The organism is Azospirillum brasilense, from assembly GCF_022023855.1.
Lineage (GTDB): Bacteria > Pseudomonadota > Alphaproteobacteria > Azospirillales > Azospirillaceae > Azospirillum > Azospirillum brasilense_F.
The window spans coordinates 2,463,579-2,487,678 of record NZ_CP059449.1 but is presented as its reverse complement, the minus strand read 5'-3'; the positions used below and the strand labels follow the sequence as shown (position 1 = coordinate 2,487,678).

The window sequence follows — 24,100 nt, the reverse complement described above, 5'->3', positions numbered from 1 at the left end:
TGCCGGGCGGCGGGAGTAATTTGCCCGCCACTTGGCGAATGGGATTAATCCAGTGAGCGTAGATTCCGAGGGCCGTCCGCCCGTGCGGCTGTCGGTCGTGGTTCCGGTCTTCAACGAGGCCGAAAACGTCCTTCCCCTTCTCGAAGAGATCGAGCGCGCGCTGTCGCCCTCCGGCGTGCTGGGCGGCGCCTTCGAGGTGATCTATGTGGACGACGGCTCCAGCGACGACACGCTGACGCGCCTCGCACCCGTGGTCGCCGCGGGCCGCCTGCGGCTGGTTCGCCATGTCCGCCGGTCCGGGCAGAGCGCGGCCGTGCGCACCGGGGTCAAGGCGGCGCGCGGGGAGTGGATCGCCACCCTCGACGGTGACGGCCAGAACGACCCCGCCGATATTCCCGCCCTGTTCGCCCTGGCTGCCAAGGGCGGTCCGGACGCGCCGGTTCTGGTCGGCGGCCTGCGCAAGAAGCGGCAGGACACGCTGTCCAAGCGGCTGGCCTCGCGCTTCGCGAACGCCGTGCGGCAGTCCTTTCTCCAGGACGGCTGCACCGACAGCGGCTGTGGGCTGAAGCTGTTCCGTCGCGACGCCTTCCTCGATCTGCCTTTCTTCGGGGCGATGCATCGCTTCCTGCCCGCTCTGTTCCGGTCGCACGGCCATACGGTGGCCTATGTGCCGGTCAACCACCGCCCGCGGGAACGCGGCGTGTCCAAGTACACCAACTGGCGCCGCGGGCTGATCGGCGTGGTCGATCTGCTGGGCGTCTATTGGCTGAAGCGGCGCACCGCGCTGTCGCCCGCGGTCGAAGACCGCTAACCCTTCCTCCGTCCGGACCGGTCGCCGCCCGATGCTCGAACGCGCCATCGCCTGGTACCAGAGCCAAAGCACCGCCGACCTGATCTGGGTCGGCGTCGGCTTTTTTGCGCAAGCGCTCTTCATGATGCGCTTCGTCGTGCAATGGATCGCCAGCGAGCGCGCCCGGCGCAGCATCGTGCCGGACCTCTTCTGGTATTTCTCGATCGGCGGCGGGGTTCTTCTCTTGGCCTATTCGATCCAGCGGGGTGATCCGGTGTTCATGTTCGGGCAAGGGCTGGGCCTCATCATCTATTTCCGGAACCTCTATTTCGTCTTGAACAACCGCCGGAACGGCGGGGCGGACGGCAACGCGGCGGGCACGCCGTGAGCGCGCTGCCGAACGCCGCGGCCGGCCGCCTGCCGGTCCTGGCCTATCTGGCCCTGGCGGTGATCAGCGTCCTGCTGTTCCTGCCCGGCTTCTTCGATCTGCCGCCCTTCGACCGCGACGAGGCGCGCTTCGCCCAAGCGTCCCACCAGATGCTGGAAAGCGGCGACTATGTCGACATCCGCTTCCAGGACGAGGCGCGCCACAAGAAGCCGGTGGGCATCTACTGGCTGCAGACCGCGGCGACGCGGCTGGTCGATGGACCAAAGGAAATCTGGACCTTCCGCATCCCGTCGCTGATCGGGGCGGTTCTGGCGGTGCTGGCGACGGCCTGGACCGGGGCGCGGATGTTCGGCGGGACGGTCGGGTTCCTCGCCGGGCTGATGATGGCCTCCTGCGTCGTACTGGGTGTCGAGGCCCGCATGGCGAAGACCGACGCGGTGCTTCTCTCGACTATCGTGATCGGGCAGGCGGCGCTGGCCAGCCTCTATCTGAACCGCCATGCGGAGCGGTCCGGCTGGGCGCCGCCGCTCGCCTTCTGGATCGCCGCGGGGATCGGCATCCTCATCAAGGGACCGATCGTCCTCCTGGTGTCCGGCACCACGGCGCTGGTGCTGGCGGTGCTCGACCGCCGGGCCGGCTGGCTGAAGCGGCTGCGCCCGCTGGTCGGCATCGCCATCGTGGTCGCCATCGCGGCGCCCTGGCTGATCGCCATCACGGTGAAGACCAAGGGCGCCTTCTTCGCCGAATCGGTCGGCCACGACATGATGGGCAAGGTGGTCAGCGGGCAGGAGGCGAAGGGCCTGCCACCCGGCTACTACCTGGGCACCTTCTGGGTGACCTTCGCGCCCTGGTCCTTCCTGGCGCTGCTGGCCGTTCCCTGGGCATGGCGCCACCGCAAGGGCACCGGGCCGGTGGCGGACGCCGTGCGCTTCTGCGTCGCCTGGATCATCCCGAGCTGGCTGGTCTTCGAGGCGGTGCCGACCAAACTTCTGCACTACACGCTGCCGGTCTTCCCGGCCATCGCCATCCTGACCGCCGCCGCGGCGCGCGAGCATTTCCTGCGCCGCCCCGAGACGCCGCGGTGGGGGCTGTTCTCGGTCGCCACCGTTTTCGGGGCCGTCGGCTTCGGTGCCCTGACGGTCGCGGTCGCGGTGATCCCCTATCTGGTCGATGGGCGCGTCGACCCGGTGGCCGTCGCCATGTTGCCGGTGGTGCTGGTGCTGTACGCGTTGGCCGTACGCCTGTTCGCCCAGCGCCGGGAGACGCCGGCCTTCGCGGCGGGTCTGGCGGCGGCGGCGGTGCTGTACGCGGGCACCTACGGCGCGGTCCTGCCGGGCATCGACGGCGTGTGGATCAGCCGGCAGGCGGCGCGGACGGTCGCGGCGGTGCGCCCCTGCGCCGACAGCGTGGTCGCCTCCGCCGGCTATTCGGAGCCGAGCCTCGTCTTCCTGCTCGGCACTGACACGCGCCTGACCCATGGGGCGGGTGCCGCCGCGCATCTGGCGGAAAACCCGTCCTGCGGGCTGGCCCTGGTGACCAACCGGGAGGAGGCGGAGTTCCGCACGGCTCTGAAGGGGGCGGAGCCGGTGCAACTCGGCCGCTTCACCGGCTTCAACTACAACACCGGCAAGCGGCTGACCCTGACGCTTTACGGCGCGGCACGGCCCTGAACGTACCGGAATGGGGTGTCCTCCGGATAGAGGTTGCCGGATGGAGGCTGCGGGCTGAGTAACCCGCCTCCTCCCTGGACATGCGCGGCCGCATCCGGCGGAATCCGTCTTCCACACGCAAACGGATGGAAGGCCGCCGTGTCATGCTTCGAACGATGACTGTAGCGACCCTCGCGGTGCTGGCCTTTGCTGCACCCGCCGAAGCGCAAAGGCAGGAATACCCCTCCTGGGTGTATGAGGAGATGGTCCCGACCGGCCCGCACATGCGCCGCATGGAAGAGGCTCAACCGATTCCCGGGGCGCGGCCGTCCCATTGGGGCGCCATGGGCAACGGCGAGCAGTTCCGCGCCGGTTCGCGCGGCTACGGCACCGATCCGGCCCGCGCCACCCCCTCCTACTCCCGGACCAATTCGCTGACGCCCCCGGTCCGCGACGGTCGTGGCGCGGCAACGGCGGCTCGGCGTGGCGGTGGCGGCGACAATGTGCCGGGCACCCCGCGCGAAGTGACGCTCAATCCGGAGTACAATTTCGAGCGTTGATCGCGGCCTCCTCGGGCCGCCACAGCCAGGCGGCCCCGCGGACCCCGCTCGAATCGCCATGGATGGCTCGGCGGACCGGCGTGTCCAGACTGTCCGTAAAGGCCCAGCGCGCGATGACCGGGGGAAGGGCGGCGTAGAGGAAGTCTAGGTTGGATAGCCCGCCGCCCAGCACAATCACATCCGGATCCAAGACATTGACGATGCTCGCCAGCCCACGCCCCAGCCGGTCGACCAGCCGGTCGAGGGTGGCGCGGGCCGCGGCGTCCCCGCGTTCCGCCAGCGCCGCGATGGCCTCCGCGGTCAGGTCCGCCCCGGTGACCCATTGGTGGTTGGCGGCAACGGCAGGGCCGGACACGAAGGTTTCCAGGCAGCCGGACTTGCCGCAATAGCAGGCCGGTCCGGGCCGCTCCTCGTCGGTTGGCCAGGGCAGGGGATTGTGGCCCCATTCGCCGCCGATGGCGTTGCGGCCGCGCAGCGGACGGCCGTCCACGACGATTCCCGCCCCGCAGCCGGTGCCGAGGATCGCCGCGAAGACCACGCTGCAGCCGGCGCCGGACCCATCCGCCGCCTCCGATACGGCCAGACAGTTGGCGTCGTTCTCGACCCGCACCGGCCGTTTGAGCGCTTCGGCCAGATCCTGGTCGAACGGCTTGCCGATCAGCCAGGTCGAGTTGGCGTTCTTCACAAGCCCTGTCGCCGGAGAGACGGCACCGGGAATGCCGATCCCGACGGTGGCTCCCGCCGACCCCGTCGCGCTCTCCAGCCGCGCCACCAGATCGGCGATGGTCCGCACCGTCGCCTCGTAGTCGCCGCGGGGGGTGGGGACGCGCAAGCGGGCACGCTCCTCGCCGGCCGCGCCGAGCGCGATCCCTTCCGTCTTCGTGCCGCCGAGGTCGATGCCGATGCGGATGAGCGAAGAAGGGATGTCGGTGCACTTCATGGGGAACTGTCCTGATGTGTGGCCTGTGTCACAGATGGACGCCGAGGCTGTTGCAATACTGGGAAAGACCGGCAACCCGCAAGCCAAGCAACCATCCAACCTCTCCGGCGACTCCCGGGCCACAGGCTGGGACAAATGGTCTTTGCTCGGGCGATATGGGTTGACCGTCTGTCGGGATCTTGTAGAACCACCGAAGGAGAGGGCGTGATCCGTCGGATTCCGCCCGTCAATCAGGGCCACCGGAGCCGGACCAACGATGAATCGCCAGCGCGCCGCCCATCGCATTCCTTCCTTCACCTTGCGCAGCGCCGCCGCCGTCGGCCTTGCCGTGCTGTTCGCCGGCACCGCGCTGCCGGCCGTCGCCAAGGAGGCGGCGAAGCCGGCTGCTGAAAAAACGGCTGCGAAGGCCACCGCGAAGCCGGCTGCCGCGAAAAGCACTGCTGCAAAGAGCACCGCGAGCAAGCCCGGCGCCTGCTACAGCCGCGCCGAGCACGCCGCGGAGCAGACCATCCGCATGCACACCGAGATGATGGTGGTCGGGCTGACCTGCCAGCAGGTGAATCCGGACAAGAAGCCGTTCAACCTGTACCAGGACTTCACCATCAAGAACCGTTCGCTGATCTCCAACTCGGAAGCGTCGATGATCGACCACTTCCGCAAGAAGGGCGGTGGCAACGCGACGCGGCAGTTCGACATGTTCCGCACCGAACTGGCGAACGAGGTCAGCCGCCGCGCCGCGGTGATCGGCACCGGCCTCTATTGCGCCAACTTCGTTGACCGCTCCAAGGCGGCGATGGACCTGACGGCGGACGACATCCGCGTCCTGACCGGCGATGAAAAAAGCGCCGGCCTGATGCATTTGTCGTCAAAGCCGTTGTGCGATGTCCAGGTCGTCAGCAACCCGGACGTGAACTACGACGTTGCCCAAGCCCCCGCCTCGCGCAGCGGCGGCGCGGCGACCGCGTCCAAGTCCACCGGCAAGGCGACGGCCAAGGCGCCGGGGAAGCCCAAGGAGCCGGCGAAGGCACAGGTGGTCTCCGCCAAGCGCTGACCGGCCAGTATCGATGGTGATGCCGGACGTCATGGATTGTCCGGCATCATGCATCGCAGCAGTGGCACAGTTGTTGCGAAGCCCTCTTCACCACAGTGAAGAGGGCTTTTTTCATGCGATGCATTCGCTATGGTAGAAGGCAAGCGCAAAGTTCACGGAACTGACATGAATCGATATTGCAAATTCTCGGAAAATTGGTATTACCGCAGATAGAGTGCGGGTTTGCCCTCTTGCTCTGTTGAGAGCCGCTGGGCTAACGTTCCGCTCACACAACAATCTTGGCCCCGCGCTCAAGAGCCCGGGTAAGCCAATTCGGGGAGTGGCACTTCACGTGACTGGTGTACGAGCGCGCTTGTCTCGCTCGCCGAAGCCTGCGCATCGCGCCGAGGCGAGGTAAGACAATGGAATATTTTCTTCAGCAGTTGATCAATGGCCTGTCGCTGGGCGCCATCTATGGCCTCATCGCGATCGGATACACGATGGTGTACGGCATCATCGGCATGATCAATTTCGCCCACGGCGAGATCTACATGATCGGCGCCTTCGTGGCCCTCATCACCTTTCTGGCCATCGGGAGCCTGGGGATCACCTGGGTTCCGCTGGCCCTTCTCGTCATGCTGGTCGCATCGATGCTGTTCACCGCCGTCTACGGATGGACGGTGGAGCGCATCGCCTACCGCCCGCTGCGCAGCTCGCCGCGTCTGGCGCCGCTGATCTCGGCGATCGGCATGTCGATCTTCCTGCAGAACTACGTGCAGATCCTGCAGGGCGCCCGCAGCAAGCCGCTGCAGCCGATCCTGCCGGGCAACCTGACCCTGATGGACGGGGCGGTGTCGGTCAGCTACGTGCGTCTGGCGACGATCGTCATCACGATTGCCCTGATGTACGGCTTCACCCAGCTCATCACCCGCACCTCGCTCGGCCGCGCCCAGCGCGCGTGCGAGCAGGACAAGAAGATGGCCGGCCTGCTGGGCGTCAACGTCGACCGCGTCATCTCCCTGACCTTCGTCATGGGCGCCGCCCTGGCCGCGGTGGCGGGCATGATGGTTCTGCTGATCTACGGCGTGATCGACTTCTACATCGGTTTCCTGGCCGGCGTTAAGGCCTTCACCGCCGCGGTGCTCGGCGGCATCGGCTCGCTGCCGGGCGCGATGCTGGGCGGCGTGGTCATCGGCCTGATCGAAGCCTTCTGGTCGGGCTACATGGGCAGCGAATGGAAAGACGTAGCGACCTTCACGATTCTCGTGCTCGTCCTGATCTTCCGTCCGACCGGCCTGCTGGGCCGTCCGGAAATCGAGAAGGTGTGAGGCCATGACCGCGATTTCCATGTCTTCGCCGCGGGCCATCGCCTGGCCCGCGATCCTGAAGGAGGCGGCGATGACCGCCTTCGTCGCCCTTCTCCTGACGATTCCGCTGGTCGGCCTGCGCACGGTGGACCGTCCCACCGGCCTCGGGCTGGAGACCCGCTGGAACGAGGTGGCCGCCGCCGTCGGTCTGGTCTTCCTCGGCCGTCTCGGCCTCTGCCTGATCCGCGAGGGCCATGCGGTCACCGTCCTGGTACTGGCCGCTGCCGCCACCGCGGCGGGCTTCTTCATCGCCATGCCGACGGAGGCCCTGCGGGTCATCCTGATCGCCGGTGGTGCCGTTATCGCGATCCGCGCCATCCTGGCGATCCGCACCGGCCGCTCCAAGCTGTCGCAGGCGGAGCGCGACAAGCGGATGGACCACATCGCCGCCCAGGTGCAGCACGCCTCGCGCTGGCTCGGTCCGATCGCCGTGGTCGTGGCGCTCGCCTTCCCGTTCACGCCGCTCGCCGACCGCCAGCTGCTGGACATCGGCATCCTGCTGCTGACCTACATCATGCTGGGTTGGGGGCTGAACATCGTGGTCGGCCTCGCCGGGCTGCTCGACCTCGGCTATGTGGCCTTCTACGCGGTGGGCGCCTACTCCTACGCGCTGCTGGCCCATTACTTCGGCTTCAGCTTCTGGGTCTGCCTGCCGCTGGCCGGCTTCCTCGCGGCGATGTCGGGCGTTCTGCTGGGCTTTCCGGTCCTGCGTCTGCGCGGCGACTATTTCGCCATCGTGACGCTGGGGCTTCGGCGAGATCATCCGCATCATCCTGATCAACTGGTACCAGTTCACCGGGGGCCCGAACGGCATCTCCGGCATTCCGCGCCCGAGCTTCTTCGGCCTCGCCGACTTCACGCGGACTCCGGCGGAGGGCACCGCGGCCTTCCACGAGATGTTCGGCCTGGAGTTCAGCCCGCTGCACCGCATCGTCTTCCTTTATTACTTGATCCTGGTGCTGGCCCTGGTGGTGAACCTGTTCACCATGCGCGTCCGCAAGCTGCCGCTGGGCCGCGCCTGGGAGGCGCTGCGCGAGGACGACATCGCCTGCGCCTCGCTGGGCATCAACCGCACGAACATGAAGCTGGCGGCCTTCGCCATCGCGGCGATGTTCGGCGGTTTCGCCGGGTCCTTCTTCGCCACCCGGCAGGGCTTCATCAGCCCGGAGAGCTTTACCTTCATCGAATCGGCGATCATCCTCGCCATCGTGGTGCTGGGCGGCATGGGCAGCCAGATCGGCGTCGTCGTGGCGTCCCTGCTGGTCATCGGCCTGCCGGAAGCCTTCCGTGAACTGGCCGACTACCGCATGCTGGCGTTCGGCATGGGCATGGTGCTGATCATGCTGTGGCGTCCGCGCGGCCTGCTGGCCCACCGCGATCCGACCATCCTCCTGCACGGCCGTCCCAAGGGTGGAGCCGGCGGCCCCGCCGCGGGCACCGCCGCCGCCGGCGGCCAGGGCATCGCCGGGGGGAGCGCGAAGTGATGACGACACAATCCATGACCACCACGCCCCTGCTGACGGTCGAACACCTCACCATGCGCTTCGGCGGGCTGGTGGCGGTCAACGACGTCTCCTTCTCGGCCAACAACGGCGAGATCACCGCGATCATCGGCCCGAACGGCGCCGGCAAGACCACGCTGTTCAACTGCATCACCGGCTTCTACACCCCGACGGTGGGCCGGCTGACGCTGCGCCACGCCAACGGGAAGGAGTTCCTGCTGGAGCGGATGCCGGGCTACCGCATCTCGCAGAAGGCCAGCGTCGCCCGCACCTTCCAGAACATCCGCCTGTTCGGCGGCATGAGCGTCCTGGAGAACCTGATCGTCGCCCAGCACAACAAGCTGATCCGCGCCTCGGGCTTCTCCATCGCCGGCCTGCTCGGCCTGCCGTCCTACACCAGGACGGAGCGGGAGGCGGTCGATCTGGCCAAATATTGGCTGGACCGCGTCCGCCTTCTGGAATTCGCGGATTGGGAGGCCGGCAATCTCCCCTACGGCGCCCAGCGCCGACTGGAGATTGCCCGCGCCATGTGCACGGAGCCGGTGATGCTCTGCCTGGACGAGCCGGCGGCGGGTCTTAACCCGCGCGAGTCGGGCGAACTGGCCGATCTGCTCACCTACATCCGCGACGAGCACAAGATCGGCGTCCTGCTGATCGAGCATGACATGAGCGTGGTGATGAGCATTTCCGACCATGTCGTGGTGCTGGATTACGGGCGGAAGATCTCCGACGGCGATCCGGCCTTCGTGAAGAACGACCCGGCGGTGATCCGCGCCTATCTGGGCGAGGAAGAGGACGAGGAACTGCCGCCGGAGGTCAGGGCCGACCTGCCGGAGGTCGCCAAGCGAGCCGAGGAGGGGGCCTGAGCCATGCTGAAGGTATCGGGCGTCCACACCTTCTACGGCGCCATCGAGGCGCTGAAGGGAGTCGACATCGAGATCGGGGCCGGCGAGATCGTCTCGCTGATCGGCGCCAACGGCGCCGGCAAGTCCACGCTTCTCATGACCATCTGCGGCAGTCCGCGCGCCCGCATGGGCCGGATCACGTTCGAGGGCCAGGACATCACGCAGATGCCCACCTACGAGCTGGTCCGCCTGGGCATCGCCCAGTCGCCGGAAGGCCGCCGGATCTTCCCGCGCATGAGCGTGCTGGAGAACCTGCAGATGGGCTCCATCACCGCCAAGCCTGGCAGCTTCGCCAACGAGCTGGAGCGGGTGCTGACACTGTTCCCGCGCCTGAAGGAACGCATCAGCCAGCGCGCCGGCACCATGTCGGGCGGCGAGCAGCAGATGCTGGCCATCGGCCGCGCGCTGATGAGCCAGCCGCGGCTGCTGCTTCTCGACGAACCGTCGTTGGGCCTCGCCCCGCTGGTGGTGAAGCAGATCTTCCAGGCGGTGAAGGACATCAACCGCGAACAGAAGATGACCGTGTTCATGGTCGAGCAGAACGCCTTCCACGCGCTGAAGCTCGCCCACCGCGGCTATGTGATGGTCAACGGCAAGGTCACCATGTCGGGGACCGGTGCCGAACTGCTGGCGAACGAGGAAGTTCGCTCGGCCTATCTGGAGGGAGGTCACTGATGGACGGCGTTCTCGGGTCCTCTCTGCCGGTCTTCCTGGGCCTGACGGTCCTGGTGTTCGGCGGCTGCGGCGTTCTGACCGGCCAGACCCTGGCCGAAGGCTGGAAGCCGCTGTCGAGCGCCATCGCCTACTCCATCCTGCTGGGGCTGGGCGACCGGTTCCTGGTCTGGGGCCTGTTCGGCGGCCAGCTCCTGTCGGTGTATGGATTCGTGGTGCACACCCTGGTGATCGGCGCGATCACCCTGACCACGTACCGCATTTCGATGGCGCGCCGGATGGTGTCCCAGTATCCTTGGCTGTATGAGCGTTCGGGACCATTCGGCTGGCGCGAGCGCGTCGGCGGAACGCTCGCCCAGTGATTGCGAATTCCATGGGTCCGATCGCGACCAGGACGCGGGTGAAACTGTCGCACTTGGCGATGATCGGACTATAGTGGAACCTTGTCGGCACCGGCGCCCCCAGCCCTTGGGGGACCGGTGAAAAGGCCCCGGCGGGGCCGGCGTACGACTCATAACAGGGAGCCAACGAAACTATGAACTACAAGCTTTCCCTCCTCGTTGCGGTTGCGGCGACCGCTATGACCGCCTCGGTGGCGAAGGCCGACATCGCGGTGGCGACCGCCGGCCCGATCACCGGCCAGTACGCCACCTTCGGCGAGCAGATGAAGAAGGGCATGGAGCAGGCGGTTGCCGACCTCAACGCCGCCGGCGGTGTCCTGGGCCAGAAGCTGAAGCTGGAAGTGGGCGACGACGCCTGCGACCCGAAGCAGGCCGTCGCCGTGGCGAACCAGCTCGCCAAGGCGGGCGTCAAGTTCGTCGCCGGCCACTTCTGCTCGGGCTCCTCGATCCCGGCCTCGCAGGTCTATGCCGAAGAAGGCGTCCTGCAGATCTCCCCGGCCTCGACCAACCCGAAGCTGACCGAGCAGGGCCTGAAGAACGTTCTGCGCGTCTGCGGCCGTGACGACCAGCAGGGCCAGATCGCCGGCAAGTATCTGCTCGACAACTACAAGGGCAAGAACGTCGCGATCCTGCACGACAAGTCGGCCTACGGTAAGGGACTCGCCGACGAGACGCAGAAGGCGCTGAACGCCGGCGGCCAGAAGGAGAAGGTCTACGAAGCCTACACGGCGGGTGAGAAGGACTACTCGGCGCTGGTGTCCAAGCTGAAGCAGGAGGCCGTCGACGTCGTCTATGTCGGTGGCTACCACACCGAGGCCGGCCTGCTGGCCCGCCAGATGAAGGATCAGGGCCTGAACGCTCCGATCGTGTCGGGCGACGCGCTGGTGACCAACGAGTACTGGGCGATCACCGGTCCGGCCGGCGAGAACACCATGATGACCTTCGGTCCGGATCCGCGCGAGATGCCGGAAGCCAAGGAAGCCGTGGAGAAGTTCCGCAAGGCTGGCTATGAGCCGGAGGGCTACACCCTCTACACCTACGCCGCCCTGCAGATCTGGGCGGAGGCGGCTAAGCAGGCCAACTCGACCGACTCGGCCAAGATCGCCGACGTTCTGCGCAAGAACAGCTACAACACGGTGATTGGCAAGATCGGCTTCGACGCCAAGGGCGACGTGACCTCGCCGGCCTATGTCTGGTACCGCTGGAACAACGGCCAGTACGCCCAGGTCAAGTAAGCCGGGGCCAACGTCCCGGACGTACGATCTGGTTTCCGCAGGGAAACGAAGTCGTGCAAAGGCCCGGCGGGAAACCGCCGGGCCTTTTGCGTGGCGTGGTGCCTGCGGTGTAGTTCAGAGGGTGGCCGGCTGCGCCGTCATCGAAGGAGCCATTGGAGGGGACGTCGGAGGAGGGGCCAAAGCCGGGGAGCGCTCCGCCAGAAGCCTCTCCGAGGTGTTCATCACGTCGCGCCAGAAGGCGGCGGCGCGCAGGTTGTTCGCAGCCGTGAGTTCGACGAGGCGGACACGGCTGATGCGGATGGCGGACTCGCCCAGTTCTTCCACGAGGCGGGTCGCGAACAGGAGCACGTCGTGATCGATTTTCATGACGGTATCAACACGCTGGATCGGAGGTTTGTTCCGCAGGTGCGAAGGGGGTTGTTGCAGCACCGCTACATCACGGCTTCGGTATGCGTGGCGCGCACAACGGACACTCGCCAACCGGGGGCGGTTTGGTGTTTGAATGGTCCGCCGTATCCGCAAGGTTGGCGGGTTTGACGTTTTTGGGTTTTGGAGATCGGATATGCGCAGAAAGCGCGAAGTCGTCGAAGGCCAGATTTTCCGCAAACTGGGTCCCGGCGGTGGCATCTGGCAGGTGATCGCCATCCGCAAGGACGGGTTGGGCACCCAGCACGCCCAGCTTCAGCGGTCCGACGACCACAAGACTCTGAAAACCCTGGCCGTTTCTGCCCTTCTTGACCCCACCCAGTTCGAAACGGTCGCCGAACCGCAGGACTGAACGGGACGCCGGCGCCGGTTGCGCCGGCCTCTTACCGATGACGTTGTGGGTGTGTGCCCCTGCCGAAGGCGGGGTGCTTTTGTGTGTCTGGGTTTGTTTGTGCTAACCGCAAACATACCCCAAAGGTCATGCCTCCCATCCAATGGGATTAGGAAGAATTCGGCGTGCGATTGCTTTGTTCTCGAAGGAATATGAAGAGTGCGACGAACGTTCGGGTAATGCAGAAATGCAACATCTCTGTGCATCTTGTCGCAGAGGACTTGTGACGGTGGGTGGTAGCTGATATCTCGAAGTCATGACGTTTCAACCGCCGACGGAATGCGGCGGGCTCGCCCGATCGAAGGCTGGAGGCACCAGACACCCGCCCTTCGAACGGTTCGCGTCGACAGCCCCGGCAACGCCGTGCACAAAGGAAAGAAGAAAATGACTCTGCGTGGGATTCTGCTCGGAACGGCGCTCGCGGCGATGCTGCCGACCGCCGCCATGGCCGCGACCGAGGGCTTTTACGTCGGCGCCGGCGCCGGCGTGAACTGGACGCGCGATGCCGATCTGCGCTTCGAGAACACTCCGACGGACGCCAGCACCAGCTTCAAGCTGGGCGGCATCGGCGACATCTCCGCCGGCTACGCGACCGCCGCCGGCCCACGCGCCGAGCTGGAGTTCGCTTGGCGCTGGCGCAACGCGATCGACAGCACCGACAGCTCCAACGCGGCGGTGAACGGTCTGGGCGGCAAGGCCAGCTCGCTCGCCTTCATGGGCAACGTCCTGTACGACATCAACACCGGAACCGCCTTCACGCCCTACATCGGCGTCGGCGCCGGTATCGCCCAGGTCCGTCTGGATCTCGGCGGTTTCGATGACCGCGACTGGGTGTTCGCCTACCAGGGCATCGCCGGCGTGTCCTACGCCCTGAGCCAGAACCTGGCCCTGACGCTGGATTACCGCTACTTCGCGACGCTCGATCCGAAGTTCGATCTGGGCGGCCCGGCCGGCCTCGCCAGCTCCACTGTGAAGGGCGAGTACCAGAACCACACCATCATGGCCGGCCTGCGCTACACCTTCGGCGCCCCGGCGGCGGCCCCCGCGGCGGCCCCCATCGCTCCGGCGGCTCCGGTGCAGGCGCAGCCGCAGTCGGAGTATCTGGTGTTCTTCGACTGGGACAAGGCCAACATCACCGCGGCGTCCGACAAGATCATCGGCGATGCCGCCGCCTCGGCCGGTCAGGTGCGGGCGGTCAGCATCCATGTGGTCGGCCACACCGACACCTCGGGCTCGCCGGCCTACAACCAGCGGCTCTCGCTGCGCCGCGCCGACGCGGTGAAGAACGCGCTGGTCGGCAAGGGCGTCGCCGCCAACCAGATCACCGTTGAGGGCAAGGGCGAAACCCAGCTCCTGGTGAACACCGGTGCGAACGTCCGCGAACCGTCGAACCGCCGCGCGCAGATCCTCATCCGCGTGCAGTGATCCGGTAGGCCGCCGGTCCCGTTCGGGGCCGGTCGGCACGGTCAGGATCGGGAGAAGGGCGCCGCCTCCGCGGCGCCTTTTTCGCATCTGCGGCAGAAGCACGCGCGGCATTGCGGAATCATGCATCAATTGTGGCATGAAACCTCCTGTCGGCGTATGAGGTTCATACCGGAAGCCGCACTTTGGTTTGAGACGACCGAGTCCGGTCCGGTCCCAGCGGACCCTGTCCTATTGGGTCGTCTCCACCAGCCGCCTCCGCCGAAGCAGGGTTGTCATGCAGGTATTGATCGCCGACGATCACTCCATCGTTCGCAGTGGCCTGACCCATCTGGTCGGTGAGTTGGACGAACAGGCCAACGTGGCGGCGGCGACCAGCTTCGGCCAACTGACGCAACTGCTGGACCAAGGACCTTACGACCTCGTCATCATGGACCTGCGCATGCCGGGCCTCGGTGGGCTGGACGATGTGGAGGCGGTGGTGAAGCGCGTGGCGCCGGTGCCGGTCGTCGTCTTCTCGATGATCGATTCGCCGGACGAGATGCGCGCCGTGCTGTCGCGCGGTGTGCGGGCCTTCATCCCGAAGTCCACCGACGACGTTCTGGTCGTGAACATCCTGCGGCTGGTCATGGCCGGCGGGTCCTACGTTCCGCCGGTGCTCGGCATGCCGGGGATCGCCCAGACGCCGGCTGCGGCGAAGCCGCATGAGCCGAGCGTCTTCGACGGCATGACCCGCCGCCAGCTGGAGGTTCTCGACCTGCTGGCCCAGGGGCTGTCGAACCAGGAGATCGGGGAGCGGCTGGGCCTGAACCTGTCCACCGTCAAGACCCACGTCACCGGCGTGCTGAAGGCGCTCGGTGTGGGCAGCCGGACCCAGGCTGTGCTGCTGGTCAAGGAATCAGGCCGCGACCGTCTCGTGTAGGCTGCGGACCAGGGGTACCCCCACGGCGAACACCGTTCCGCGCCCTTCGACGGAGCGAAGCTCCAGCGGGTGGCCGAGCAGCCGGGCCAGCCGGTCGACGATGGCCAAGCCCAACCCGATCCCCTCACTGCGGTCGCGGTCGGGCCGGTCGAGCTGGACGAATTCCTCGAAAATGCGCCGGCGGTCGGCCTCGGCGATGCCCCGGCCCGTGTCGTAGACCTCGATCCACGCCGTGCCGCCGCGGTGCCGGCACCCCATCAGCACGCCGCCCTGCTCGGTGTAGCGCACCGCGTTGGTGAGCAGGTTGCGCAGGATGCGTTCCAGAAGGAACGGGTCGGTCCGCACGGAGAGGTCCGTCGGCACGACGCGCAACCGCAGCCCCTTGTCCTCGGCGATCCCGGTGAACTCCGCTTCCAACTGGTCGAACAGGACGGACAGCGCAATGTCGGAGGGCTTCGGCTCGACCACGCCCGATTCCAGCTTCGAGATGTCCAGGATGGCATTCAACAGGTCGTGCATGGACCGCTGGGCCAGTCGCAAGTCCTTCACCAGCGCCAGTGCGCGGGGCTTGTCGAGCTGCCGCTCCAGCATGCCGGTGAACATGTTGATCGCCTGAAGGGGCTGTTTCAGGTCGTGCCCGGCGTGGGCGAGGAAACGCGACTTCGCCAGATGGGCCTGCTCCGCCGCAACCTTTGCGGTGTGCAGTTCGGCGGTGCGGGCGCGCACCTGCGCCTCCAGCGTGACGTTGGTCTGCTCCAGCGCCTGGGTCATGCGGGAGATGTCCGCGAACTGGCGTTCCACCTGTCGGACCATCGGACGGAAGATCACCAGAACCTCGGCGCACAGGGTCAGCAGCGTCAGAATCAGGGCGGCGAAGCCCAGATTGTGCAGGGTGGTGAAGCCGCGCTCGCCCGCCTCCTGGTAGCGCGCCACCATGTCCTCCAACCCCGCCAACAGCGGGCCGAGCGCTTGGTGAGTGACGAGGTCGGCCTCGGGCATGTCGGGGGGCAGGCCGGCGGGACCGGCGGCGATCACGGCGCGGAGCGCGGCGATGTGGCGGAGGACCAGATCGTTCAACGGCTCCGGTCCGTCGAAATAGAGGCGGCGCACATCCTTGCCCATGGCCGGCCCCTCATCGGTGCCGGTCAGGCGGCGGTGTGCGCTCTCGAACATGTCGGTCGCCTCGGCCAGGCGGCCGGTCAAAGCGCTCCGCTCGGCATCGGTCGGGGCGTTGCGGAGTTGCTCCACCAGCAGTGCGGTGCGCTGGGACAGCATGCGCTGGCGGCCCGAGATGTTCACCACCTCCAGCATGTCGGCGTGCTGGTCGATGACCCGCTCGGTCATGACGAAGCCGGCCAGCGTGCACAGCGCGATCACCCCGAGCGCCAGCCCGTAGCGTAGCGTCATCCAGCGCGCCGTGGTGTTGCCGATGGGGACCATGCCGTCCGTCCTTCCGGTGCGGTGCGGACCTTGACGATGGTCAAGGTCGTGAGGTGAACGAAAGGTCAGTGTACCGCCATCACCGATGCCCGGCATTCGCGAATGCGGCAATGACCGTGCAATGGAATAGGATTGGGGGAGGGCGACCGTCATGGCGATCAGTCGCGCGGATCTGTTCCGGGGGCGTTTCCGCTCCGAACCGGGGCCGTCCCAGCCGCCAGCAGCGCCTTCCCAGGCATTGGAAGCGCGCATCGGCGCGGGCTGCCTGTCCTACACCGGAACCGACTGCCGAATGTGCGGCGACCATTGCGACCACGGTGCGATCCGCTTCCGGCCGCTGGGCCGCGGACGCTGGCTGCCGATCATCGAGGAGGGAGGCTGCACCGGTTGCGGCGACTGTGCGGGCGTGTGCCCGGTCAAGGCCGTGACCATGGAGGCGGCGGCCGCCTGAGATTGCGACCGGATCAAGGGAACGCTGCTTCTAAACCCTCTGTTGGTAAGGCGGATTCATCCCCTGTCTGCCAACGGAGAGACACATGTGGTGGCGCAACGTAACGCTGGTCTATGCCGCGGCCTTTACGGCCATCGGCATACTGGGCTTCATTCCGACCTTCCTGTCCCCACCCCCGGAAGGCATGACCCTCGCCGTCGAATCCTTCCACGGCTATCTGCTCGGGCTGTTCCCGGTGAACCTGCTGCACAACATCGTGCATCTCCTGTTCGGCCTGTGGGGTTTCTTCGCCTACTTCTCCAGCCGTCTGGCTTCGCGCAGCTATCTGCGCAGCGTGGCTGTGGCCTATGCCGTCCTGACCGTCCTCGGCTTCATTCCGGGTCTGAACACGCTGTTCGGGCTGGTGCCGCTGCACGGCAACGACATCTGGCTGCACGCCGTCCTCGCCATCGTGGCCGGCTATGTCGGCTTCATGGTGCACGAGACGGAGGCCGGCACGGAGAAGCGCGCCGAGTGGCGGGCGTAACGGCCCGGCGGCCCGGCTGTCAGGCCGGGTCGTCTCCTTCAAAGCCGCAGGCGGCGAGCGCCGCGCCCATGTGAGGCGGAACCGGCGCCACCGCGCCGACCGCTTCGCGCGAGGGGTACAGGGGGAGCGAAATGGCCCGCGATTGCAAATGCAGCGGATGCCCCTCCGGACCGCCATACTGCGGATCGCCCAGCAGCGGGCAGCCCAGCGCCGTGGCGCAATGCACGCGAATTTGGTGCGTGCGCCCGGTGTGCGGCTTCAACTCCAGCCATGTGGTGCCGTCGCCGCGTCCGAGGACCCGGTAATCGGTAATGGCGCTCTGCCCGTCGTCGGCCACGACGATGCGCCAGCCGCCGCTCTTGTTGGTCACCTTCTTCAACGGCAGTTCGATCCGCCCCTGCTCCTCCGGCGGGGTGCCGGCAACGACCGCCCAATAGGTCTTGTCGACCTTGCCGTCCTGAAACAGCTTGCCCAGCTTGCGCAGGGCCTTCGGGTGCCGCCCCAGGATCAGGCAGCCGGAGGTGTCGCGGTCCAGCCGGTGGGCGAGCCCCGGCGGCTTCGGAAAGCCGAAGCGCAGGGCGTCGAAGTGGCGTTCCAGGTTCGGACCGCCGCCTGGCCCGGCGTGGACGGGCAGGCCGGCGGGCTTGTCGATGATGAGCATAAGCCCATCGCGGTAGAGCACGCGGGCCTGGATTTGTTCGGGTGTCATGCCGGGGTCAGCCTCAGGCGCGTGAAAGGAGAAATGCGCAAGTCACCCCTGTGCCGACACCACCTCGCCGTGGCGGGTGCAGGATGCCTCCGCCAGCGCCACGAAGGCCTCGGTCACGTCGTCCGGCTGGGCCAGCTTGGTCTGGTCCTCGCCGGGGAAGGCCTGCATGCGCAGCTTGGTCGCCACGATGCCGGGATCGATCAGATTGACGCGCAGGTTCGACGAGGCGATTTCCATCGCGTAGGTCTTCACCATCATCTCCAGCGCCGCCTTGCTGGCCCCGTACGGGCTCCAGTAGGGGTAGGGCGCGTTCGCGGCGCCCGAGGTCACGAAGATGGCGCGCCCTGCGTCGGACGCGCGCAGCAGGCGGTCGAAGGAGCGGATCAGGCGGAAGTTGGCCATGACGTTCACGTCCATCACGCGCTGCCACAGCTTCGGATCGTAATGGGCGACCGGCCCCAGCGCTTCCAGGACGCCGGCGTTGCTGACCAGGATGTCGAGCTTCCCGAACCGCTCGAAGATCGAGTAGCCGAGCTGGTCGATCTTGTCGAATTGCCGCAGGTCCAGCGGGACCAGCGTGGCGTTGCGGCCGGTGGCCTGGAAGATCGCGTCGTCGGTCTCCTCCAGACCGCCGACGGTGCGGGCGGCGAGGATGACGTGGGCGCCTTCAACGGCGAAGCGCTTGGCGACGGCGGCGCCGATGCCCGCGCGAGGCGCCGGTGATGAGGGCGGTGCGGCCGGAAAGACGGGACATGGCGGCGACTCGACGATGTTCGGTAGCGGGATTGGCAAACGGGCCGGTCCGCTGGGTTGCGGCCGGCCCGTCGCGGCGATGGTCAGGCGGTCAGGCGCGGATGCGGACGTTCGCCTCGACCGGCGGATGGTCCAGCGCGTCGGTCAGCGCGATTGGATAGTCGCCGGTGAAACAGGCGTCGCAGAAGGTCAGATTCTGCGGGTCGCGGCGCTCCGCACCCATGGCGCGGTAGAGACCGTCCAGGGAGATGAAGGCGAGGCTGTCGGCTTGGATGAAGTCGCGCATCTCCTCCACCGACATGCGATGGGCGAGCAGCTTGCTCTGTTCCGGCGTATCGATGCCGTAGAAGCAGGGGTGCGAGGTCGGCGGGCTGGAAATGCGCATGTGCACCTCTTTCGCCCCGGCGGCGCGCACCATCTCGACGATCTTCTTGGAGGTCGTGCCACGCACGATGCTGTCGTCCACCAGCACCACCCGCTTGCCCTCGATCATGGCGCGGTTGGCGTTGTGCTTCAGCTTCACGCCCAGATGACGGATCTGGTCGGTCGGCTCGATGAAGGTGCGGCCGACATAGTGGTTGCGGATGATGCCCAGCTCGAAGGGCACGCCGCTCTGCATGGCATAGCCGAGGGCCGCAGGCACGCCGCTGTCGGGCACCGGGACCACCACGTCGGCCTCGATCCCCGATTCGCGGGCCAGCTCGGCGCCGATCCGCTGGCGGGCGTTGTAGACGGAGGACCCCTCCATCACGCTGTCGGGGCGCGCGAAGTAGATGTATTCGAAGATGCAGAAGCGGCGGCCCTGCGGCTGGAAGGGGCGCAGGCTCTGCACGCCCTGCTCGTTCAGAACGACCATCTCGCCCGGCTCGACGTCGCGCACATAATCGGCGCCGACGATGTCCAGGGCACAGGTCTCGCTGGTCACAATGTAGGTATCGCCCAACTTGCCCAGGACCAGCGGGCGGACGCCCAGCGGGTCACGCACGCCGATCACCTCGTTCGGGGTCAGCGCCACCAGGGAGAAGGCGCCCTCGACCTGCCGCACCGCCTCGATCAGCCGGTCGACCGGCGAGCCGCCGCGGGCGATGGCCATCAGATGGACGATGGTCTCGGTGTCGGTGGTGGACTGGAACAGGCAGCCGCGGCGGACGAGCTGGCGGCGCAGCGTGTGCGCGTTGGTCAGGTTGCCGTTGTGGGCCAGCGCGAAGCCGCCGAACTCGAAGTCGGCGTAGAGCGGCTGGACGTTGCGGATCGTCGTATCGCCCGTGGTGGCGTAGCGGACGTGGCCGATGGCCTGCGGGCCCTTCAGCTTGCCGATGATCGCTTCCGACGAGAAATGATCGCCGACGAGGCCCAGCGTATGTTCCAGATGGAAGCGGTCGCCGTCGTGGCTGACGATGCCGCAGGCTTCCTGGCCGCGATGCTGCAGCGCATGCAGACCGAGCGCGGTGATGGCCCCCGCCTGCGGATGGCTGTGGATGCCGAACACGCCGCACTCCTCGCGCAGCTTGTCGTCGTCGAACGGATGCGTCGTCAGCATCGAAAGATCCTCGTCATACACAGCATCACCAAAGGGCATTGCCCCGGCGGCCTCTTTGCCAGCGGGGCGTTACTCACAGGCACTCTGCACCATGCGGCGTTCAGCGTGCGTTCTGGATCAGTCGCTCAAGGTCGCCGCGGTCCCGGTCCTTATAACCGGTATCGGATTGCGACGCACCACTGGTCTTTGGCGCTCCGGGAACCGGCGTGGACAGGCGGTCCAGCGCTTCCTTGGCCTCCACCGCCTGCCGCGCGCGTTCCCGCGCCATGTCCATCTGGCCCAGCCCGTCCTTGCGCAGCGACTCCGGCATCACCTCGTAGATCATGGCGGCGCCCGACAGCAGCATCGGCCGGGTCTTGGCGCTCTGCAGCCAAGCCGGATGCTCCGCCGGGTTCGGCACCAGCCAAGCGAAGAAGAGATAGGCGACGGAGGCGAGGATTGCACCCTTCAGCAGGCCGAAGACGAAGCCCAGCGAGCGGTCGAGCGCCGAAAGGCCGGAATTCTGCACCCCGCGCGACACGACGCGGCCCAGGATTGTCAAAACCACAAGGCTGACGACGAACAGCGCCACCGCCGACGCGGCGTAGGCGGCCATCTCGACGTGGATGTAGGTCTGCGCGATGGGCAGAACGTGGGGCAGGGCGTTCAGCGTGATCAGTGCCGCGCCCACCCAAGCCGCGACCGACAGCACCTCGGCCACCATGCCGCGGGTGAAGGCCAGCAGGGCCGACAGCAGAAGCACCACGATGACGGCCAGATCCGCCGGGTTGATCGGGAAGGTGTCCATAACGCCGCTACGCCTCGTGCGCTTTCGCTTCAGATGCTCGTGTCAAATCAGACGCTTCAATCCCGACCGCGCGGCGGACGGGGTCCCGATCCGGCCTGGAACAGCGGCAGCAGTTCGCTGAGCTGTTGCAGCTCGACCGATTTCAGGCCGGTGTCGCCGCGCCCCGGCTTCTTGCCGTTCCGTCTAGCCGGAAAGATCGCCGTTGAAAACCCCAGCTTCGCGGCTTCCTTCAGCCGGGCGTCGCTTTGGCCCACGGCGCGGACCTCGCCCGACAGGCCGACCTCGCCGAAGACCACGGCGTCGGCGGGCACCGGCTCCCCGGTCAGCGAGGAGACGAGCGCCGCGGCGACCGCGAGGTCCGCCGCCGGTTCGGTGATACGCAGGCCGCCGGCGACGTTCAGATAGACGTCGTTGGCGCCGATCTGCACGCCGCAGCGCGCCTCCAGCACCGCCAGCACCATGGCGAGCCGCGCCGAATCCCAGCCGACCACCGCGCGCCGCGGCGTGCCGAGCGGGGAGGGGGCGACCAGCGCCTGGACCTCCACCAGCACGGGGCGGGTGCCCTCCATGCCGGCGAAGACCGCGGCCCCCGAGACGTCGCCGCGCCGTTCCGCCAGGAACAGGGCGGAGGGGTTGGCGACCTCACCCAGCCCGGCGTCGGTCATCTCGAACACGCCGATCTCGTCCGTCGCGCCGAAGCGGTTCTTCACCGCGCGCAGGATGCGGAACTGGTGGCCGCGCTCGCCTTCGAAATAGAGCACCGTGTCCACCATGTGCTCCAGCACGCGGGGACCGGCGATGGTGCCTTCCTTGGTGACGTGGCCGACCAGCAGCAGGACGCAGCCGCGCCGCTTGGCCACGCGGATCAGCTCCTGCGCGCTCGCCCGGACCTGGGCGACGGTGCCGGGGGCGCTGTCCAGATTGTCCACATACATGGTCTGGATCGAGTCGATCACGACCACCTCCGGCCCGTCCGTGCCGTCGAGCGAGGCGACGATGTCGCGCACGCTGGTCGCCGAGGCGAGTTGAACCGGCGCCGCGGCGCAGCCCAGCCGGACGGCGCGCAGCCGCACTTGGTCCACCGCCTCTTCGCCGGAGACGTAGGCGCAACGGTGTTCCTGCGACAGCCGGGCCATGGCCTGGAGGAGAAGGGTCGACTTGCCGATGCCGGGATCGCCACCGATCAGGATTGCCGATCCGGGGACGAGGCCGCCGCCGCAGACGCGGTCGAACTCCTCGATGCGGGTCATGCGGCGCGGCGGCGCCTCGCTGGACCCGGCCAAGCCGACGAAGTCCAGCCGGCGTCCGCGCGCCATGCCCAATCCCTTGGGGGCGGCGTCCGGAGCGGCTTCCTCGACGAGGGTGTTCCATTCGCCGCAGGCGTCGCAGCGGCCCGCCCATTTCGGGAAGGACGCGCCGCAAGCCTGACAGACGTAGCGGGTGGTTGGCTTTGCCAAAGGTCTAGCGATTGGTTGGAGCGGCAGCGCCCCACATATAGCAAGCGGACGTTCTAAATCCTATGGCAGAGGTGATAAAAAGCTGGGGCTTTTCTCGGCTGTTCCGGTGGTAGGTTCTGTCCCGGAATTCTCGATGAACAACGGATGTGAGGTGACACGGTGGCGGACAAGGACGCGCGGAAGATCCCGCTGCATGGCCCGGAGGAGTTCGAGGCAATTCGCAAGGCCGGGCGGCTGGCCGCGGCGACGCTCGACCACATCACGCCCCAGGTGGTGCCGGGGGTCAGCACGGGCCATCTGAACCGGCTGATCGAAACCTTCATGAGGGACAACGGCGCGATTCCCGCGACCCTCGGCTATCACGGCTATCCGGCGGCGAGCTGCATCTCGCCAAACCATGTGGTGAATCACGGCATTCCATCCGACGACAAGAAACTGGTCGACGGCGACATCGTGAATGTCGACGTGACGGTGATCCTGGACGGCTGGTACGGCGACACCAGCCGCATGTTCTTCGTCGGCGACAAGATCGGGGTGAAGGCGCGCAAGCTGGTCGACATCACGTATCAGGCGATGATGGCGGGCATCGCGCAGGCCAAGCCGGGCAATCATCTGGGCGACATCGGCCACGCCATCCAGACCCTCGCCGAATCCCACCGCTACGGCGTGGTGCGCGACTTCGGCGGGCACGGCATCGGCCGGGTGTTCCACGACGCGCCTCACGTCGACCATTTCGGCAAGCGCGGCACCGGGGTTCTGCTGGTTCCGGGCATGGTCTTCACCATCGAGCCGATGCTCAACGCCGGAAAGGCGGACGTGAAGATCCTGTCGGACGGCTGGACCACCGTCACCCGCGACCGCTCCCTGTCCGCCCAATTCGAGCATCAGGTCGGCATCACCGAGGCGGGCTGCGAGATCTTCACCCTGTCCCCGGCGGGCTTCACCCAGCCGCCCTACAGGACCGTTGCCGGGGCCGTCGCGGCATGAGCGGGGACTTGAAGCCCTGGACGGTCCTGGAGCGCCGGGCCCTGCTCGACGCCGGGCCTTTCCTGAAGGTGCATGCCGAGACCGTCGAGACGCCGGCCGGACGGCGGGTGGAGAATTTCTATCAGGTCGAGCAGATGGACTTCGTCCAGATGTTCGTCGAGGACGAGGGCGGGCGCGTCCTGATGCTGCGCACCTACAAGCATGGCCCGCGCCGCGTCAGCCAAACCTTTCCCGCCGGCGCGCTGAATCCCGGTGAGGAGCCGCTGGGCGCGGCGAAGCGGGAGTTGCTCGAGGAAACCGGCTACGCCGCGGAGGATTGGACCGCGCTCGGCTCCTACGTGGTGCAGGGCAACCAGCGCGGCTGCGTCTGTCATATGTTCCACGCCCGCAACGCCTGGAAGGTGGCCGAGGCGGACTCCGGAGATCTGGAGGAGATGCGGTTGGAGTTGCTGACCCGCGCGGCACTGATCGCCGCGGCGGCAGAGGGCGATTACGCCCTTCTGCCGGTCATCGCCATGCTGGGCGCCGTTCTGCTGCCGGAACTGCGCAATAACCTTGCGCGGTCGGCGGCGCGTCCGGCGCCGTAGCGATCACTTCCCGTCGGTTGGGCCTGCGAAGAAATGGGCGAGCGCATCGGCCCCTTCGAGCGACAGCTGGTTGTCGTTCTTGAGGAGCTGCTCGTGGGCGTTCTTGATGGTCTGCACCGTCTCTTCGTTGGTCAGCAGACCTTTGGCCTGGAGCGTCTCCAGAATCTTGGCGCTCAGCATGAAGCTCGCGAAGGCCAGTCCGTTCGTGGTGATGTCCGCCATGCTCGTCTCTCCGATGGGATGCCGGCCTGTCGTGGCCCGCG

25 protein-coding genes and 2 pseudogenes are annotated in these 24,100 nt (G+C 67.1%); 18 read left to right on the top strand and 9 right to left on the bottom strand.

The genetic code is table 11. From position 1 onward, the window contains the following. Positions 1-52 precede the first annotated feature (52 nt). The 4 genes from H1Q64_RS11850 (at position 53) to H1Q64_RS11835 (ending at position 3,387) form a co-directional block, all read left to right on the top strand. Positions 53-811, top strand: coding sequence for a glycosyltransferase family 2 protein (locus H1Q64_RS11850; RefSeq protein ID WP_237903646.1), 759 nt, complete (start codon positions 53-55; stop codon positions 809-811). Between the two features lie 31 nt (positions 812-842). Further along, on the top strand, positions 843-1,178 hold the full coding sequence (locus tag H1Q64_RS11845; protein ID WP_014240342.1) for a lipid-A-disaccharide synthase N-terminal domain-containing protein: 336 nt from the start codon (positions 843-845) through the stop codon (positions 1,176-1,178). Then, positions 1,175-2,848, top strand: a complete 1,674-nt coding sequence (locus H1Q64_RS11840) for an ArnT family glycosyltransferase (RefSeq protein WP_237903645.1) — start codon at positions 1,175-1,177, stop codon at positions 2,846-2,848. Before H1Q64_RS11845 ends, H1Q64_RS11840 begins: the two co-directional genes overlap by 4 nt. A 155-nt stretch (positions 2,849-3,003) precedes the next feature. Then, positions 3,004-3,387: a hypothetical protein gene (locus H1Q64_RS11835; protein ID WP_175426363.1), complete on the top strand. Its 384-nt coding sequence runs from the start codon at positions 3,004-3,006 to the stop codon at positions 3,385-3,387. On the opposite strand, the gene H1Q64_RS11830 is transcribed toward H1Q64_RS11835, so the two are convergent. After that, positions 3,359-4,327, bottom strand: coding sequence for an ROK family protein (locus H1Q64_RS11830; RefSeq protein ID WP_237903644.1), 969 nt, complete (start codon positions 4,325-4,327; stop codon positions 3,359-3,361). The genes H1Q64_RS11835 and H1Q64_RS11830 overlap by 29 nt on opposite strands. Before the next feature lie 256 nt (positions 4,328-4,583). Here H1Q64_RS11830 and H1Q64_RS11825 point away from each other — a divergent pair, with 256 nt between their 5' ends. From H1Q64_RS11825 to H1Q64_RS11795, 7 genes and pseudogenes are all read left to right on the top strand, one after another. Then, positions 4,584-5,378 (top strand): hypothetical protein, encoded by a 795-nt coding sequence (locus H1Q64_RS11825; protein WP_237903643.1) that lies wholly within the window; start codon positions 4,584-4,586, stop codon positions 5,376-5,378. Positions 5,379-5,779: 401 nt separating this feature from the next. Then, entirely contained in the window at positions 5,780-6,685 is a 906-nt protein-coding gene (locus H1Q64_RS11820) for a branched-chain amino acid ABC transporter permease (protein ID WP_014240349.1), read from the top strand. Positions 6,686-6,689: 4 nt separating this feature from the next. Then, positions 6,690-8,208 (top strand): annotated as a pseudogene (livM, locus tag H1Q64_RS11815) (high-affinity branched-chain amino acid ABC transporter permease LivM). Then, positions 8,208-9,092, top strand: a complete 885-nt coding sequence (locus H1Q64_RS11810) for an ABC transporter ATP-binding protein (RefSeq protein ID WP_237903642.1) — start codon at positions 8,208-8,210, stop codon at positions 9,090-9,092. The pseudogene livM and the gene H1Q64_RS11810 overlap by 1 nt, the downstream one beginning before the upstream one ends. 3 nt (positions 9,093-9,095) lie before the next feature. After that, positions 9,096-9,806: an ABC transporter ATP-binding protein gene (locus H1Q64_RS11805; RefSeq protein ID WP_014240352.1), complete on the top strand. Its 711-nt coding sequence runs from the start codon at positions 9,096-9,098 to the stop codon at positions 9,804-9,806. Beyond that, complete coding sequence (locus H1Q64_RS11800) at positions 9,806-10,165, top strand: DUF6867 family protein (protein WP_035673562.1); 360 nt, start codon at positions 9,806-9,808, stop codon at positions 10,163-10,165. The genes H1Q64_RS11805 and H1Q64_RS11800 overlap by 1 nt, the downstream gene beginning before the upstream one ends. Positions 10,166-10,338: 173 nt before the next feature. Next, positions 10,339-11,439 carry a branched-chain amino acid ABC transporter substrate-binding protein gene (locus tag H1Q64_RS11795; RefSeq protein WP_237903641.1) on the top strand — a complete coding sequence of 367 codons (1,101 nt, stop codon included), beginning with the start codon at positions 10,339-10,341 and terminating at the stop codon, positions 11,437-11,439. Positions 11,440-11,553: 114 nt separating this feature from the next. Here H1Q64_RS11795 and H1Q64_RS11790 read toward each other — a convergent pair whose 3' ends face one another. Further along, on the bottom strand, positions 11,554-11,805 hold the full coding sequence (locus H1Q64_RS11790) for a hypothetical protein (RefSeq protein ID WP_035673567.1): 252 nt from the start codon (positions 11,803-11,805) through the stop codon (positions 11,554-11,556). Between the two features lie 196 nt (positions 11,806-12,001). On the opposite strand from H1Q64_RS11790, the gene H1Q64_RS11785 reads away from it, so the two are divergent. The 3 genes from H1Q64_RS11785 to H1Q64_RS11775 all read left to right on the top strand — a co-directional run bounded on the left by H1Q64_RS11785 (position 12,002) and on the right by H1Q64_RS11775 (position 14,600). Continuing rightward, complete coding sequence (locus H1Q64_RS11785) at positions 12,002-12,217, top strand: hypothetical protein (protein WP_237903640.1); 216 nt, start codon at positions 12,002-12,004, stop codon at positions 12,215-12,217. A 423-nt stretch (positions 12,218-12,640) separates the two neighbouring features. Beyond that, complete coding sequence (locus H1Q64_RS11780) at positions 12,641-13,681, top strand: OmpA family protein (protein WP_109068296.1); 1,041 nt, start codon at positions 12,641-12,643, stop codon at positions 13,679-13,681. A gap of 274 nt (positions 13,682-13,955) precedes the next feature. Then, a complete protein-coding gene (locus H1Q64_RS11775) occupies positions 13,956-14,600 on the top strand; it encodes a response regulator (protein ID WP_237903639.1) in 645 nt (214 codons plus the stop codon). Here the strand turns inward: H1Q64_RS11775 and H1Q64_RS11770 are convergent. Beyond that, positions 14,577-16,040 carry an ATP-binding protein gene (locus H1Q64_RS11770; protein ID WP_237903638.1) on the bottom strand — a complete coding sequence of 488 codons (1,464 nt, stop codon included), beginning with the start codon at positions 16,038-16,040 and terminating at the stop codon, positions 14,577-14,579. The genes H1Q64_RS11775 and H1Q64_RS11770 overlap by 24 nt on opposite strands. A gap of 151 nt (positions 16,041-16,191) precedes the next feature. On the opposite strand from H1Q64_RS11770, the gene H1Q64_RS11765 reads away from it, so the two are divergent. Then, positions 16,192-16,491, top strand: a complete 300-nt coding sequence (locus H1Q64_RS11765; RefSeq protein WP_237903637.1) for a 4Fe-4S dicluster domain-containing protein — start codon at positions 16,192-16,194, stop codon at positions 16,489-16,491. 85 nt (positions 16,492-16,576) lie between these two features. After that, the gene (locus H1Q64_RS11760) at positions 16,577-17,017 is read left to right on the top strand and encodes a DUF4383 domain-containing protein (protein WP_237903636.1); all 441 of its coding nucleotides are present in this window, start codon (positions 16,577-16,579) and stop codon (positions 17,015-17,017) included. A gap of 19 nt (positions 17,018-17,036) precedes the next feature. Here the strand turns inward: H1Q64_RS11760 and H1Q64_RS11755 are convergent, their stop codons facing one another. From H1Q64_RS11755 to radA, 5 genes and pseudogenes are all read right to left on the bottom strand, one after another. Continuing rightward, positions 17,037-17,726, bottom strand: coding sequence for an RluA family pseudouridine synthase (locus tag H1Q64_RS11755; protein ID WP_237903635.1), 690 nt, complete (start codon positions 17,724-17,726; stop codon positions 17,037-17,039). 42 nt (positions 17,727-17,768) lie between these two features. Continuing rightward, positions 17,769-18,480, bottom strand: a pseudogene (locus H1Q64_RS11750) (SDR family NAD(P)-dependent oxidoreductase). 90 nt (positions 18,481-18,570) lie between these two features. Next, on the bottom strand, positions 18,571-20,019 hold the full coding sequence (purF, locus tag H1Q64_RS11745) for an amidophosphoribosyltransferase (RefSeq protein WP_237903634.1): 1,449 nt from the start codon (positions 20,017-20,019) through the stop codon (positions 18,571-18,573). A 100-nt stretch (positions 20,020-20,119) separates the two neighbouring features. Next, entirely contained in the window at positions 20,120-20,806 is a 687-nt protein-coding gene (locus tag H1Q64_RS11740; RefSeq protein WP_237903633.1) for a CvpA family protein, read from the bottom strand. A 56-nt stretch (positions 20,807-20,862) separates the two neighbouring features. Beyond that, entirely contained in the window at positions 20,863-22,263 is a 1,401-nt protein-coding gene (radA, locus tag H1Q64_RS11735) for a DNA repair protein RadA (RefSeq protein ID WP_237903632.1), read from the bottom strand. A gap of 159 nt (positions 22,264-22,422) precedes the next feature. Between radA and map the strand changes: the two genes are divergently transcribed. Then, entirely contained in the window at positions 22,423-23,250 is an 828-nt protein-coding gene (gene map, locus H1Q64_RS11730) for a type I methionyl aminopeptidase (RefSeq protein WP_237903631.1), read from the top strand. After that, positions 23,247-23,837: an NUDIX hydrolase gene (locus H1Q64_RS11725; RefSeq protein WP_237903630.1), complete on the top strand. Its 591-nt coding sequence runs from the start codon at positions 23,247-23,249 to the stop codon at positions 23,835-23,837. Before map ends, H1Q64_RS11725 begins: the two co-directional genes overlap by 4 nt. A gap of 3 nt (positions 23,838-23,840) precedes the next feature. Here the strand turns inward: H1Q64_RS11725 and H1Q64_RS11720 are convergent, their stop codons facing one another. Continuing rightward, positions 23,841-24,059 (bottom strand): hypothetical protein, encoded by a 219-nt coding sequence (locus H1Q64_RS11720; RefSeq protein ID WP_145626600.1) that lies wholly within the window; start codon positions 24,057-24,059, stop codon positions 23,841-23,843. Positions 24,060-24,100 lie beyond the last annotated feature (41 nt).